12 protein-coding genes are annotated in these 13616 nt (G+C 73.2%); all 12 read left to right on the top strand.

All coding sequences use genetic code 11. The features are described from left to right. Positions 1–54 precede the first annotated feature (54 nt). The 12 genes from recG (at position 55) to ftsY (ending at position 13477) form a co-directional block, all read left to right on the top strand. Positions 55–2343, top strand: coding sequence for an ATP-dependent DNA helicase RecG (gene recG / locus ABD401_RS20320; RefSeq protein ID WP_344608147.1), 2289 nt, complete (start codon positions 55–57; stop codon positions 2341–2343). Beyond that, a complete protein-coding gene (rsmD, locus tag ABD401_RS20315) occupies positions 2340–2912 on the top strand; it encodes a 16S rRNA (guanine(966)-N(2))-methyltransferase RsmD (RefSeq protein ID WP_344608145.1) in 573 nt (190 codons plus the stop codon). The genes recG and rsmD overlap by 4 nt, the downstream gene beginning before the upstream one ends. Positions 2913–2937: 25 nt before the next feature. Continuing rightward, the gene (gene coaD, locus ABD401_RS20310; protein ID WP_344608143.1) at positions 2938–3435 is read left to right on the top strand and encodes a pantetheine-phosphate adenylyltransferase; all 498 of its coding nucleotides are present in this window, start codon (positions 2938–2940) and stop codon (positions 3433–3435) included. Positions 3436–3449: 14 nt separating this feature from the next. After that, positions 3450–4094 carry a hypothetical protein gene (locus ABD401_RS20305; RefSeq protein WP_344608141.1) on the top strand — a complete coding sequence of 215 codons (645 nt, stop codon included), beginning with the start codon at positions 3450–3452 and terminating at the stop codon, positions 4092–4094. 96 nt (positions 4095–4190) lie between these two features. Further along, complete coding sequence (locus ABD401_RS20300; protein ID WP_344608139.1) at positions 4191–4766, top strand: YceD family protein; 576 nt, start codon at positions 4191–4193, stop codon at positions 4764–4766. Positions 4767–4858: 92 nt separating this feature from the next. Then, positions 4859–5035: a 50S ribosomal protein L32 gene (gene rpmF / locus ABD401_RS20295; RefSeq protein WP_019876413.1), complete on the top strand. Its 177-nt coding sequence runs from the start codon at positions 4859–4861 to the stop codon at positions 5033–5035. A 22-nt stretch (positions 5036–5057) separates the two neighbouring features. After that, a complete protein-coding gene (gene rnc / locus ABD401_RS20290) occupies positions 5058–5810 on the top strand; it encodes a ribonuclease III (RefSeq protein WP_344608136.1) in 753 nt (250 codons plus the stop codon). 25 nt (positions 5811–5835) lie between these two features. Then, positions 5836–6705: a bifunctional DNA-formamidopyrimidine glycosylase/DNA-(apurinic or apyrimidinic site) lyase gene (mutM, locus tag ABD401_RS20285; RefSeq protein ID WP_344608133.1), complete on the top strand. Its 870-nt coding sequence runs from the start codon at positions 5836–5838 to the stop codon at positions 6703–6705. A gap of 326 nt (positions 6706–7031) precedes the next feature. Beyond that, positions 7032–7226, top strand: coding sequence for a hypothetical protein (locus tag ABD401_RS20280; RefSeq protein WP_344608431.1), 195 nt, complete (start codon positions 7032–7034; stop codon positions 7224–7226). Between the two features lie 813 nt (positions 7227–8039). Beyond that, positions 8040–11612, top strand: a complete 3573-nt coding sequence (gene smc, locus ABD401_RS20275; protein ID WP_344608131.1) for a chromosome segregation protein SMC — start codon at positions 8040–8042, stop codon at positions 11610–11612. After that, on the top strand, positions 11612–12202 hold the full coding sequence (locus tag ABD401_RS20270; RefSeq protein ID WP_344608129.1) for an HAD family hydrolase: 591 nt from the start codon (positions 11612–11614) through the stop codon (positions 12200–12202). Before smc ends, ABD401_RS20270 begins: the two co-directional genes overlap by 1 nt. An 87-nt stretch (positions 12203–12289) precedes the next feature. After that, complete coding sequence (gene ftsY, locus ABD401_RS20265; RefSeq protein WP_344608127.1) at positions 12290–13477, top strand: signal recognition particle-docking protein FtsY; 1188 nt, start codon at positions 12290–12292, stop codon at positions 13475–13477. Positions 13478–13616: the final 139 nt, after the last annotated feature.

The raw sequence follows: 13616 nt of genomic DNA, 5'->3' as shown, positions 1-13616 counted from the left end.
GTGCCGGCGGGCGTCGCCGGAGCGTCGTCGGAGGGTCGCACTACGGTTTGAGGCGTGGCGCTGAACGCTCACTCCCCGCTCTCGGAGTCCCTGCACCGGGTGGTGGCCGACGGCACCGCGAAGAAGCTGGCCAAGCACCTCGACCTCCACACCGTCGGGGACCTGCTGCGGCACTACCCCCGCCGGTACGAGAAGCGGGGTGAGCTGACGCGGCTGCGCGACCTGGACGAGGGCGCGAACGTCACGGTCCAGGCCGAGGTGAAGGCCGCGTCGACGCGGCGGATGAAGAACCGGCCCGGGGTCATCCGCGAGGTCACGGTCACCGACGGCCGGGACGACCTCAAGCTGACGTTCTTCGGCAAGGGATCCTGGACCACCGGCGACAAGCTGCTGCCCGGGATGCGTGGGCTGTTCTCCGGGACGGTCAGCACGTTCCAGCGCAAGCGGCAGCTCACCCAGCCCGCCTACGTCCTGCTCGACGCGGACCCGGACGACGAGGACGCGGCGTCGGCGTTCACCGACGAGCTGATCCCGATGTACCCGGCGACGGGCGCGGTGCCGAGTTGGCAGATCGTGAAGGTCGTCCACGCGGCGCTCAAGGCGCTCGACGACCTGCCCGGCCCGGTGCCCGACCCGTTGCCCGAGCGGGTCCGGGAGCTGAACCGCCTGCTGCCGCTGGGGGAGGCCCTGCGCCTGATCCACCGGCCGCGCAGCTACGAGCAGGTGCAGATCGCCCGCACCCGGCTCACGTGGGACGAGGCGTTCGTCCTGCAGGTCGCGCTCGCGCAGCGCCGGGCCGCCGCGAGGGCGCTGCCGGCGGTGCGCCGGGTCGCCCGCAAGGACGGGCTGCTCGCCGAGTTCGACGCCGCACTGCCGTTCACCCTGACCGACGGGCAGCGCGAGATCGGGAACGAGATCTTCATGGACCTCGCCCGCGAGCACCCGATGCACCGGCTGCTCCAGGGCGAGGTCGGTTCCGGCAAGACGCTGGTCGCGCTGCGCGCCATGCTCGCGGTCGTCGACGCCGGCGGCCAGGCGGCGCTGCTCGCCCCGACCGAGGTCCTCGCCCAGCAGCACTACCGCTCGCTCACCGCGATGCTCGGTCCGCTCGCCGAGGCCGGCCAACTCGGCGGGGCCGACCACGGGACGCAGGTCGCCCTGCTCACCGGCTCCCTGCCGGCGGCAGCCCGCAAGCGGGCTCTGCTCGACGCCGCCTCCGGCACCGCGGGCATCGTCGTCGGCACCCACGCCCTGCTCGAGGACAAGGTCGACTTCTTCGACCTCGGCCTGGTCGTCGTCGACGAGCAGCACCGCTTCGGTGTGGAGCAGCGCGACGCCCTGCGCGCGAAGGGCGCGACGCCGCCGCACGTGCTCGTCATGACCGCGACCCCCATCCCGCGCACGGTGGCGATGACGGTGTTCGGGGACCTCGACGTCTCCACGCTCTCCGAGCTCCCGGCCGGCCGTTCGCCGATCACGACGCACCTGGTGCCGGCCGACAACGAGAAGTACCTCAAGCGGACGTGGGAGCGGATTCGCGAGGAGGTCGCGAACGGCCACCAGGCGTACGTCGTCTGCCCCCGGATCGGCGGCGACGACCCCGGGGAGGCCGCCGACCTCGGCCTGCTCGCGCCCCGGACCCGCGACCCCGGAGCGGAGCCGGACGACGCCGCGGACCTGGACTTCGACGACCTGCCACCGCCGCCCCCCGAGGGGAACGGGGACCGCCGCCCGTCCGCGGCGGTCGCGCTGGTCACCCCGCTGCTCGCGGAGGGGCCGCTGGCCGGGCTGAAGGTCGCGCAGCTGCACGGCCGGATGCCGCCGGACGAGAAGGACGCGGTGATGTCGGCCTTCGCCAAGGGCGACCTCGACGTCCTTGTGGCGACCACGGTCATCGAGGTCGGCGTCGACGTCCCGAACGCGACGGTGATGGCGATCCTCGACGCCGACCGCTTCGGGGTCTCCCAGCTGCACCAGCTCCGCGGTCGCGTCGGCCGGGGGAGCGCACCCGGTCTGTGCCTGCTCGTCACGTTCGCGCCGGAGGGCAGTCCCGCCCGGGAGCGCCTGGCCGCGGTCGCCTCGACCAACGACGGCTTCGAGCTCTCGCAGCTCGACCTCGAGGCCCGTCGCGAGGGTGACGTCCTCGGCACGTCCCAGTCCGGCAAGCGCTCCAGCCTGCGGATGCTGCGCGTGGTGAAGGACGCCGACGTCATCGCCGACGCCCGTCTCGCGGCGACCGCGGTCGTCGAGGAGGACCCGGAGCTCACCCGCCATCCCGCCCTCGCAGCCGCGCTGGCGGACTTCCTCGACGACGAGCGCGCCCGGTACCTGGAGAAGGCGTGACGCGGATCGTCGGTGGCACCGCCGGCGGGCGACGCCTGGCGGTCCCACCCGGTCGCGGAACCCGGCCGACCTCCGACCGGGCCCGGGAGGCGCTGTTCTCCGCGCTGGAGGCCCGCACGGGGGGTCTGACGGGGTGTCGGGTTCTCGACCTGTACGCCGGCAGCGGGGCGGTCGGCCTCGAAGCGCTCTCGCGGGGCGCGGCCGCCGCGGTGCTCGTCGAGTCCGACCCCGGTGCTCTGCGGGTGCTGCGGGAGAACGTCGCGGCGCTGCGGCTGCCCGGGGCGACCGTCCTCGGCCGGTCCGTCGCCGCGGTGCTCGCCGAGCCGGCCCCGGAGCCGTTCGACGTCGTGTTCGCGGACCCGCCCTACGTGCTGCCGGGCCCGGAGCTGGCCGCCCTGCTGGCGGGCGCGATCGAGCGCGGCTGGGTCGCCGAGGACGCCGTCGTGGTGGTCGAACGGGCGACCCGCGACCCCGCCTGGGAGTGGCCCGCGGGCCTCGCGGCGGACCGCGATCGGAAGTACGGCGAGGCCACTCTCTGGTACGGCCGGGCGACCCCGATTCGGCGGTGAGGCCAAAGAGGGGCAGACTGAGGCCGTGCGCAGCTGCATCTGCCCGGGGTCCTTCGACCCGGTGACCAACGGCCACCTCGACGTCATCAAGCGAGCCGCGAAGCTCGCTGACGAGGTCGTCGTCGGCGTCCTCGTCAACCGCAACAAGCAGGGCCTCTTCACGCTCGAGGAGCGCATGGAGCTGCTGCGTCTGGCGCTCAAGGACTACCCGAACGTCCGGATCGACAGTTTCGACGGCCTGCTCGTCGACTACTGCAAGAACCACAACATCCCGGCGATCGTGAAGGGTCTGCGCGTGGTCGGCGACTTCGACTACGAGATCCAGATGGCGCAGATGAACCACTCGCTCACCGACGTCGAGACGCTCCTGGTGGCGACCAACCCGTCGTTCAGCTTCCTGTCCTCCTCGCTGGTCAAGGAGGTCGCGAACAACGGCGCCGACATCACCGGGTTCGTCCCCGACGTGGTTGTCGACCCGCTCCTGCAGCGTCTGGCCGAGCGCCGGGCCGAGCAGGGTCGCTAGGGGACCGGAGCGCCATGGCCTCGCGGGGCAAACCGATCGACGTGCACGCCAAGCTCGCCGAGCTCAAGACGCTGGTGTCGGACGCGCGCGCCATGCCGCTGTCGGCGTCGTGCCTGGTCAACCGGGCGGACGTGCTCGCCCGGATCGCCGAGATCGAGGGTGCCCTGCCGCGGCAGCTCTCCGAGGCCGAGAGCGTTCTCGCGGACGCCGACGCGGTGATCGCCGAGGCGCAGGAGCAGGCCGTCGCTGTGCTGGCCGAGGCCGCCGTCGAGCGTGACCGTCGGCTGGAGATGACCCCCGAGGGTTCCGAGGCCGTCGCCTGGGCCGCGCAGGTCCGCGCCGAGGCCGAGGCCGACGCCACGGCCCGGATCACCGAGGCCGACGAGTACGTCGACTCCCGCCTCGCCCATTTCGAGGTGATCCTGGAGAAGACGCTGGAGCTGGCCCGGCGGGCCCCCGAGGACGCCACCGCCGACCCGGTCGCGCACCTCACCGAGCTCACCACGTCGCTGGATCGCACGCTGACGGCGGTGCGCCGCGGCCGGGACCGCCTGGCCGGCAAGCACCACATGGAGGAGCTTGGCGATCACCTGCGCGCCCTCGAAGACGACCCGTTCGCCGACCCGGACCCCCTGACCGAGACGCTCCCCGAGCGCTGACCGAGAGGCAGTCGGCCCGTCCGTGCCGGTGGCGGTTTGGGGTCACACCCTGCGCTCGGGTAACCTTCCGGACGGTCTTGACGACCACGATGCGCCATGCCCGAAGAGAATCAGAAGACTGAGCTGAAGAATCAGCGCCTCGACCCGCACGATCCGTTCGTGCTCGACGCCCACCGGCTCGCCCGGCGGCCGGGGTCGATGCTCAAGGTCGTCCGAACTGTTCCGGCACCGGCGGATCTCGGTCTAGAGGTCATCGGCGTGCCCGAGGGTGCCGACGTCGAGCTGAACCTGAAGCTCGAAGCGGTGGTCGAGGGCGTGCTCGTGTCGGGAACGGCACGGGCGCCGCTGGCGGGTGAATGCGTGCGCTGCCTGGACCCCCTCACCGACGAGGTGGAGGTGGACTTCGCGGAGCTGTTCGTGGCACCCGGCAACGACGGCGATGACGAGACCCTCTGGCTGCAGGACGATCTGATCGACCTGGAGCCGGTGGTACGGGACGCGGTGGTGCTCACGCTGCCGCTCCAGCCGTTGTGCGAGGAGGACTGCCCCGGCTTGTGCGCCCAGTGCGGCGCCGTGCTGCGGGACGATCCCGACCACGACCACAGCGAGGTCGACCCCCGGTGGGCCGCGCTGGAAGGGCTCGTCAGCACGGACGAGCAGCCGGACGACTGAGGACCGGCACGCAGCACCCGAAACACGCAGTACCGAACACGCAGGACCGAAAGAGCACGGCCCGGTAAGCAGGACTGGACAGGAGCAGGACAGTGGCGGTTCCCAAGCGCAAGATGTCGCGCAGCAACACGCGCAGCCGGCGCGCGAACTGGAAGGCCACGGCTCCGACGCTGGTCTCCTGCGAGCGTTGCCGCGAGCCGAAGCTCCCGCACACCGCGTGCCACGCGTGCGGCACCTACAACCGCCGCCAGGTCCGGTTCGCCGACTGACACCCTCAGGAGCCCCCGAGCGATGAGCGCAGCCCCGACGGCTCCGGACCCCGGTGCGTCCGCGCAGGCGCTGCCGGAGCGACTCGGGGTCCCGCTCTCGGAGGACCTCCTCACGCGGGCGCTCACGCACCGCTCGTACGCCTACGAGAACGGTGGGCTGCCCACGAACGAGCGGCTGGAGTTCCTCGGGGACTCCGTGCTCGGTCTCGTCGTCACCGACGCGCTGTACCACCGCCACCCGGACCTGCCCGAGGGCCAGCTCGCGAAGCTGCGCGCGGCGGTGGTCAACATGCGTGCCCTCGCGGACGTCGGCCGCAGCCTCCAGCTCGGGGAGTTCCTCCGCCTGGGCCGGGGCGAGGAGGGGACCGGGGGGCGCGACAAGTCCTCGATCCTCGCCGACACGCTCGAGGCGCTGATCGGCGCCGTCTACCTGGACCGCGGCCTCGACGAGGCGTCCGTGCTGGTCCGCCGGCTGTTCGACCCGCTCATCGAGACCTCCTCGCACCTCGGCGCGGGCCTGGACTGGAAGACCAGCCTCCAGGAGCTGACCGCCACCATCGGACTTGGCGTCCCCGAGTACGTCGTCACCGAGAGCGGCCCGGACCACGAGAAGACCTTCGAGGCCACCGCCCGCGTCGGCGGGGCCGACTACGGCACCGGGTCCGGCCGCAGCAAGAAGGAGGCCGAGCAGCAGGCCGCCGAGGCCGCCTGGACCTACCTGAGCGAGGCCTACGCCGAGCAGCTCGCCGGCGACCAGTCCGCCGCCTCCGCCTGACCCGCCGCGACCCCCCCCTGCCCGCGTGCCCGAACTTCCCGAGGTCGAGGTCGTCCGCCGCGGCACCGCGAACTTCGCCGTCGGCCGCACGATCGTGGCCGTCGAGGTGCTGCACCCGCGCGCCGTGCGCCGTCACGCCGCCGGGGGAGCGGACCTCGCCGCGCGCCTGACCAGCGTCACCGTCACCGGCGCCGAACGTCGCGGCAAGTTCCTCTGGCTGCCGCTGGACTCCGGCGAGGCGCTGCTCGTCCACCTCGGCATGAGCGGCCAGCTGCGCGTGCAGCCGCCGACGGCCCCGCCGGAGAAGCACCTCCGGGTGCGCCTCGCGTTCGCCGACCACGGCCCGGACCTGCGCTTCGTCGACCAGCGCACGTTCGGCGGCCTGTCCGTGGAGCCGCTCGTGCTCGGGCGGGGGGACCGGACGGTGCCGGCCTCCGTCGCCCACATCGCGCTCGACCCGCTGGAGCCGGAGTTCGACGCCGCTGCCGTGCGCACGGCGATGCGCGCCAAGCGCACCGGGCTCAAGCGGGCCCTGCTGGACCAGACGCTGGTCAGCGGCATCGGGAATATCTACGCCGACGAGGCGCTCTGGCGGGCTCAGCTGCACTACGCGCGGCCGACCGAGACGCTCCGCGCGACCGAGATCGACCGCGTCCTGGCCGCGGCCACCGCGGTGATGACCGCCGCGCTCGCCGCCGGCGGGACCTCCTTCGACAGCCTCTATGTGAACGTCAACGGCGAGAGCGGGTACTTCGACCGCTCGCTCGACGTCTACGGCCGGGAGGGGCGCGAGTGCGGCCGGTGCGGCTCCGCGATCCGGCGTGATGCGTTCATGAACCGCTCCTCGTTCTCCTGTCCCCGGTGCCAGCCCCGGCCCCGCCGGGCGCACTGGTGAGCGGGCTCCCCAACCATTCGGTGGGGGAAACGTGGTTGTTACGCCCCAGACGTCGTTTTCCTCTTGCGCCCCCTGCGCGGCTCGGCCATGATCACCGCATCAAGCCGTCCCCCGGCGCGATGCACGGGACTTCAGTCCCGGAGGCTCAGGTCTTCTGACCTGCAGTGACGCGCCGCTCGGGTCGACCGGCACCGATGGCTTGACCTCAAGACTCTCTGGTGCGACCCTAGAGACATCCCGCCTGCTGGCCCTACACCATGGTGCTCAGATGTCGGCGGATGTCTCTGTCGGTTACTAGCTGGTTTCTCAGCGTGGAGGACCCCACGATGGCAAAAGCGCTCTTCGGACACGTTGGCGGTCCGGACCCGCGCATGCTTAACGAGATGCGACGGATGCAGCGACGCATCGACGAACTCGAGGCAGAGCTGCTGCGCGTGCGTGCCGAGAACGACGCCCTTGCGGCGGAACTGAACCGGGACGAGCTGCTCACCGTCTCGCTGCAGGAGCCGGCTCTCACCTGAGCTCCTTCGTTTCACGTCGGGGACGCCGCGAGGCGTCCCCATCTTTTTGGCCCCGGCCCTGTGCCGGGGCCTGTTTTTTTGTCCGGCACAACAAATTCGGACGACTTCGACTCCGCTCCGAAATCTCGCGTGACCTATTCGGCGGTCACTCGTTGAGAGCAGCAGAGGGGAGTTGATGGCCACCACGGCATCGACTGCTCACGGTGGAGGACCTCGGTTCTGGTTCTGCCCCCAATCGCGCTGGCGGGCGCGCGGGGAACAGAACACCACCGCGAACCCCTCACGCGGCACCCGTCTCCGGACGGGGGTCGCCTCGGGTGGTCGGTCGGCGGGCCTGACCACCCCCAAAGCGCGACGGGGTGCTCGCAGGCGGGCGCGAGCACCCCGTCGCTCATTGTTTAACGGCGGCCTCCGGCCGCGTCGCGCTCCGCGCGCGGGGCGGCGGCCGTCGCGGACGCCGCCGGCCCGCGGGCGTCGCCGCCTGCGCTCAGTGGAGATGTCATCTCCAGTGCATGTGCACTAGAGATGTCATCTCCAGTGCACGGGGCGCGGGGCGGGGCGTGGTCGGCAAAATTTTCCGGGCCTCGCGACCGCGTTCTGGCGCCTGTCCACAGGGCCGGCCGGGCGACGCCGGGGGTTGTCTACAGGGGATGCGCGTGGGTTCCGTGGCGCTCCACAGGCTGTCCACCGGGTGTCCCCAGGCGGGGGTCTCAGACCTCATTCGCCCCATCAGTACCGGGGGCGCGCGGCGTGCGAAACGGGGGGAGATCGGCGCTATCGTCGCGGGGAATCCGTAGCCCTGGGGGACGAGCGTTGTACCTGAAGACCCTGACGATCAAAGGCTTCAAGTCCTTTGCGTCGGCCACGACGCTCCGACTCGAGCCGGGCATCACGTGCGTCGTCGGGCCGAACGGATCGGGCAAGTCGAACGTCGTCGACGCGCTGTCCTGGGTCATGGGGGAGCAGGGCGCGAAGTCGCTGCGCGGCGGCAAGATGGAGGACGTCATCTTCGCCGGGACGGCGGGGCGTCCGCCGCTCGGCCGCGCCGAGGTCGCGCTGACGATCGACAACAGCGACGGCGCCCTGCCCATCGACTACACCGAGGTGACGATCTCGCGGACGCTGTTCCGCAACGGCGGTTCCGAGTACGCCATCAACGGCGACTCCTGCCGGCTCCTCGACATCCAGGAACTGCTCTCCGACTCCGGCATCGGCCGCGAGATGCACGTCATCGTCGGGCAGGGTCAGCTCGACGCCGTCCTCAGCGCCGACGCCGAGGCCCGCCGCGGCTTCATCGAGGAGGCCGCGGGCGTCCTCAAGCACCGCAAGCGCAAGGAGAAGGCGCTGCGGAAGCTGGAGGCGATGCAGTCCAACTTGACCCGCGTCTCCGACCTGATCACCGAGCTGCGCCGCCAGCTCAAGCCGCTGGGCAAGCAGGCCGAGGTCGCGCGCCGGGCCGCGGTCGTCCAGGCCGACCTGCGTGACGCCCGGCTGCGGCTGCTCGCCGACGACCTGATCACGCTCCGCAGCTCGCTGGAGGCCGAGGTCGCGGACGAGACCGCGCTGCGCGCGCGCCAGGCCGAGGTCGAGGAGGCTCTGACCACCGGCCGCGCCGAGGAGACCCGGCTGGAGGCGGCGCTCGCCGAGGCCGCGCCGGCGTTCACCCGCGCCCAGGAGACCTGGTACCGCCTCTCCGCGCTCCGCGAGCGGCTGCGCGGCACCGCCGGCCTCGCCGCCGAGCGGGCCCGGCACCTCGCCGCCGAACCCGAGGAGGCCCGCGGCGGCCGCGACCCCGAGGACCTCGAGCGCGAGGCCGCGCAGGTCCGGGCGCAGGAGGCCGAGCTCCGGGACCACGTCGAGGCCGCGCGGCAGACCCTCGCGCAGGCCGTGGCGACCCGGCAGGAGCACGAGCAGGCGCTCGCCACCGAGGAGAAGCGGCTCGCCGCCGTCGTGCGCGCCGCCGCCGACCGCCGCGAGGGCCTGGCCCGCCTGCAGGGCAAGGTCAACGCGATCCGCAGCCGCGCGAGCGCCGCGGAGGCCGAGCTGGGCCGGCTCGCCGAGGCGCTCGAGGGCGCCCGGGTGCGCGCCGAGACGGCCCGCGGTGAGCTGACCGCGCTGGAGCAGGCCGCGGCCGGGCTCGACGAGGGCGAGGTCGGGCTCGACGAGGCTTACGAGGCGGCCGCGGCCGCGCTGGCCGCCGCCGAGGAGCAGGTCACCGCGCTCCAGGCGCGCGAGCGCGAGGTCGAGCGGGAGCGGACCGGCCTGGTCGCCCGCAAGGAGACCCTGGAACTGGGCCTGGCCCGCCGCGACGGTGCCGCAGTCGTCCTCGGCGCGGACGCCCTGCCCGGCGTCCTCGGCTCGGTGGCCGCCCTGCTGACGGTCGAGACCGGGTACGAGACCGCCGTCGCCGCCGCGCTGGCGGGCGTCGCCGACGCCGTCGCCGTCGAGTCGGTCGACGCCGCGGTCGCGGCGCTGCAGTACCTGAAGGAGGCCGACGGCGGCCAGGCCGACTTCGTCGTCGGGGGAGCGCCGGTCGCCTCGCTCGAGCGGCCCGCCCTGCCGGCGGGTGCGCGCTTCGTCCTCGACGTGATCCGCGCCCCCGAGGCCCTCGCGGGCGCCCTGGCCGGGATGGTCGGGACCTGCGTGGCCGTCGAGACCCTCGACGACGCCCGCGCCCTGGTCGCGGCCCACCCGCGCCTGCGCGCCGTCACGCGTTCCGGTGACACCCTCGGGGCCGACCGCGCCCGCGGTGGCTCCGCGAGCGCGCCGAGCCTGCTGGAGATCCAGGCCGCCGTCGACGGGCTGGCGCAGCAGATCGAGGAACTGGACCGCACCGCCACGCAGCTCGGCGCCGACCTGGCGGCCGCGCGGGAGGCGAAGCAGTCCGCCGCCGCGGCCGAGCAGGCCGCGCTGGCCCGCCTGCACGAGTCCGACGCGAGCATGGCGGCCGTGGCCGAGCAGCTCGGGCAGCTCGGCGCCGCCGTGCGCAGTGCCGAGGCCGAGGCCGAGCGCCTCGCCACCTCGATCCGCAAGGCCGAGGAGTCCCGCGACGCCGACCTGGCCGGTCTCGCCGAGCTCGAGGCCCGCCTGGCCGAGGCCGAGCGGGAGCCCGAGGAGGACGACGACGACCCGACCGAGCGCGAGCGGCTCGCCGAGGCCTGTACCGCGGCCCGCCAGGCCGAGATGGATGCCCGCCTGGCGCTCCGGACCGGCGAGGAGCGTCAGCGCGCCCTGTCCGGCCGGGCCGACTCGCTGACCCGCGCGGCCCAGCAGGCCCGTGCGGCGCGGGAACGCGCGGAGCGCCGGCGCATCGAGCGGGAGCGCGGGGCCCGCGTCGCCCGCGCCGTCATGATCGCCGCCGAGCACAGCCTGGCGATGCTGGAGACCTCGCTGGCCGCGGCCGGCGCCGAGCGGGACGCCGCGGACCGCCGTCGCACCGCCGCCGAGACCGCACTCGCCGCGCAGCGCGGGTCGATCCGCGAGCTCGCGACCGAGCTGGAGCGCCTGACCGACTCCGTGCACCGCGACGAGGTCGCCCGGGCCGAGCACCGCATGCGCATCGAGGCGCTGGAGAACCGCGCGCTGGAGGAGCTGGGCGTCGCGCCCGACATCCTCGTGGCCGAGTACGGGCCGGACCAGTCCGTCCCGGTGTTCCCGGAGCCGGGCCCCGACGGTCAGCTCCCGCCGATGGACGAGAACACCCCGCTGCAGACGATCCCGTACGTCCGCGAGGAGCAGGAGAAGCGGCTGCGCGCCGCCGAGCGTGCGCTGGCGCTGCTCGGCAAGGTCAATCCGCTCGCGCTGGAGGAGTTCGCCGCGCTCGAGGAGCGCCACCAGTTCCTCTCCGAGCAGCTCGAGGACCTCAAGAACAGCCGCCGCGACCTCCTCACGGTGATCAAGGAGGTCGACGACCGCGTCCAGCAGGTCTTCGCCGAGGCCTACGCGGACGTCGCCCGCGAGTTCGAGGGCGTCTTCTCCCGCCTGTTCCCGGGCGGGGAGGGCCGGCTGCTGCTCACCGACCCCGACGACATGCTCACGACCGGCGTCGAGGTCGAGGCCCGGCCGCCCGGCAAGAAGGTCAAGCGCCTCTCGCTGCTCTCCGGCGGTGAGCGGTCGCTGGTCGCCGTGGCGCTGCTGGTGTCGATCTTCAAGGCCCGCCCGAGCCCGTTCTACGTGCTCGACGAGGTCGAGGCCGCGCTCGACGACACCAACCTCGGGCGACTCATCCAGATCATGGAGGAGCTGCGCGACAACAGTCAGCTGATCGTCATCACCCACCAGAAGCGGACGATGGAGGTCGCCGACGCGCTGTACGGCGTCTCCATGCGGGGCGACGGCGTGACGACGGTGATCAGTCAGCGGCTGCGCGAGGAGCAGCCCGCCTGATGCCGGGGGAGCCCACCGCGGCGTACCTGTTCGACCTCGACGGCGTGCTCCGGGTCCGGGAGCACGAACCGCCGGCGCGGCTGAGCGAGCTCGCCTACGACCTCGACCGGTACGGCCCGGCGCTGCTCGGGGAGATCTCCGACGACCAGTGGCGGTTCTCGGTCGCCGGTGCGCTGATCGCGGAGGGCCTCGCCTCCGACGCGGCCGTGCAGGCGGTGCTCGACTGGAGCGAGCCGATGGGCCGGGTCGACCGTGAGGTCCTCGCGGTGGTCGAGGAGATCCGGGCGGCCGGTCGCCCGGTCGCGCTCGTCGTCAACGCCACCGACCGGCTGGAGCGCGAACTCGTCGCGCTCGGGCTCGACGAGTCCTTCGACACGATCGTGAACTCCGCGCGGACGGGGGTCGCGCTGCCGGACGCCGCGATGTACGAGATCGCCGCCGGGATCCTCGCCGTGCCCGTCCCGGAGTGCGCGTACGTCAGCCGACGTCCCGAGCTCGTCGCGGGCGCGGAGCGGATCGGCATGACCGGGCACGTGTTCGACTCGGTGGCGGGGTTGCGCTCCGTGGTCGCGGAGTGGTCCGCGGGTTAGACCCGCTCCACCGCACAGCGGCCGGACAGGAGAAACTACGCGGAGCGGTGCCGCCAGTGCCGTCGTCCGCCGATGCCGGGGTGTGAAGTGGAAGTCCTGATCGTCACGACCGTGGTCGTGCTGCTCGTCTGTGCGGCCATCGCCGGTCTGGTGGTCCCGGCGCTCAAGCGCCAGGCCCCGCCGCGCAAGCCCGAGGTGCCGCCGCCCGGCACGATCGCGACCCCCGCGCCGCCGGACACCGTCGAGGCGCCGGAACCGACCTCGCAGGCCCCACCGGTGGCGGCTCCCGAGCAGCCCGCCGAGGCTCCCGTCGAGGAGCCGATCGAGGCGCCGGAGCTGGAGGTCCCGGAGCCGACCGCCGGCCGCCTGACGCGCCTGCGCGCGCGGCTGGCCCGGTCGCAGTCCGGCCTGGGCAAGGGCCTGCTCACGCTGCTGTCCCGCGACACCCTCGACGAGGAGACGTGGGAGGAGATCGAGGAGACCCTCCTCGGCGCCGACCTCGGCGTCGGGCCGACGCAGGAGCTCGTCGAGCGCCTGCGCACCGAGGTCCGGGTGAAGGGCTCCCGCACGCCCGAGGAGGTCCGGAACCTGCTCCGGACCGAGCTGATCAACCTCATCGGCGCCGACACCGACCGCAGCCTGCACGCGGTCCGCCAGCCCGACGAGCGGCCCTCGGTCACGCTCGTCGTGGGCGTGAACGGCACCGGCAAGACCACGACCACCGGCAAGCTCGCGCGTGTGCTCGTCGCCGACGGCCGCTCCGTGCTGCTCGGCGCGGCGGACACCTTCCGCGCCGCGGCGGCCGACCAGCTGCAGACCTGGGGCGAGCGCGTCGGCGCCCGCACGGTTCGCGGCCCCGAGGGCGGGGACCCCGCGAGTGTGGCGTTCGACGCGGTCAAGCAGGCCGCCGGTGACGACGTCGACGCCGTCCTCATCGACACGGCCGGCCGCCTGCACACGAAGACCGGCCTCATGGACGAGCTCGGCAAGGTCAAGCGCGTCATCGAGAAGCAGAGCCCGGTGCACGAGGTCCTGCTCGTCCTCGACGCCACGACCGGCCAGAACGGGCTCATGCAGGCCCGCGTCTTCGCCGAGGTCGTGGACGTCACGGGCATCGTGCTGAGCAAGCTCGACGGGACCGCCAAGGGCGGCATCGTCGTGGCCGTCCAGCGCGAGCTCGGCGTGCCGGTCAAGCTCGTCGGCCTCGGTGAGGGGCCCGACGACCTGGCGCCGTTCGACCCCGCCGCGTTCGTCGACGCGCTGCTCGCCGACTGACCCGACCCGTCCGCGAAGCCCCCGCCGGGAACCGGCGGGGGCTCTCGTTCGTTGATCTTGGTCGCTGTCGGGGGAGTTGACGGCGTCTTGCGCCCGACGTCCGAATCCGCCCGATCGGGTAGATCGAGTTCACCGAGAC

The sequence above is a fragment of the Sporichthya brevicatena genome (genome assembly GCF_039525035.1).
Taxonomy (GTDB): Bacteria; Actinomycetota; Actinomycetes; order Sporichthyales; family Sporichthyaceae; genus Sporichthya; species Sporichthya brevicatena.
The sequence above is the reverse complement of the archived record's forward strand: the minus strand, read 5'-3'. Positions and strand labels throughout refer to the sequence as shown.

Bases quoted from the DNA above. Each gene is read 5' to 3' on its own strand.
- ABD401_RS20305 (WP_344608141.1), top strand. From the start codon at position 3,450: ATGGCCTCGCGGGGCAAACCGATCGACGTGCACGCCAAGCTCGCCGAG.
- ABD401_RS20300 (WP_344608139.1), top strand. From the start codon at position 4,191: ATGCCCGAAGAGAATCAGAAGACTGAGCTGAAGAATCAGCGCCTCGAC.
- rnc (WP_344608136.1), top strand. From the start codon at position 5,058: ATGAGCGCAGCCCCGACGGCTCCGGACCCCGGTGCGTCCGCGCAGGCG.
- ABD401_RS20280 (WP_344608431.1), top strand. From the start codon at position 7,032: ATGGCAAAAGCGCTCTTCGGACACGTTGGCGGTCCGGACCCGCGCATG.
- ABD401_RS20270 (WP_344608129.1), top strand. From the start codon at position 11,612: ATGCCGGGGGAGCCCACCGCGGCGTACCTGTTCGACCTCGACGGCGTG.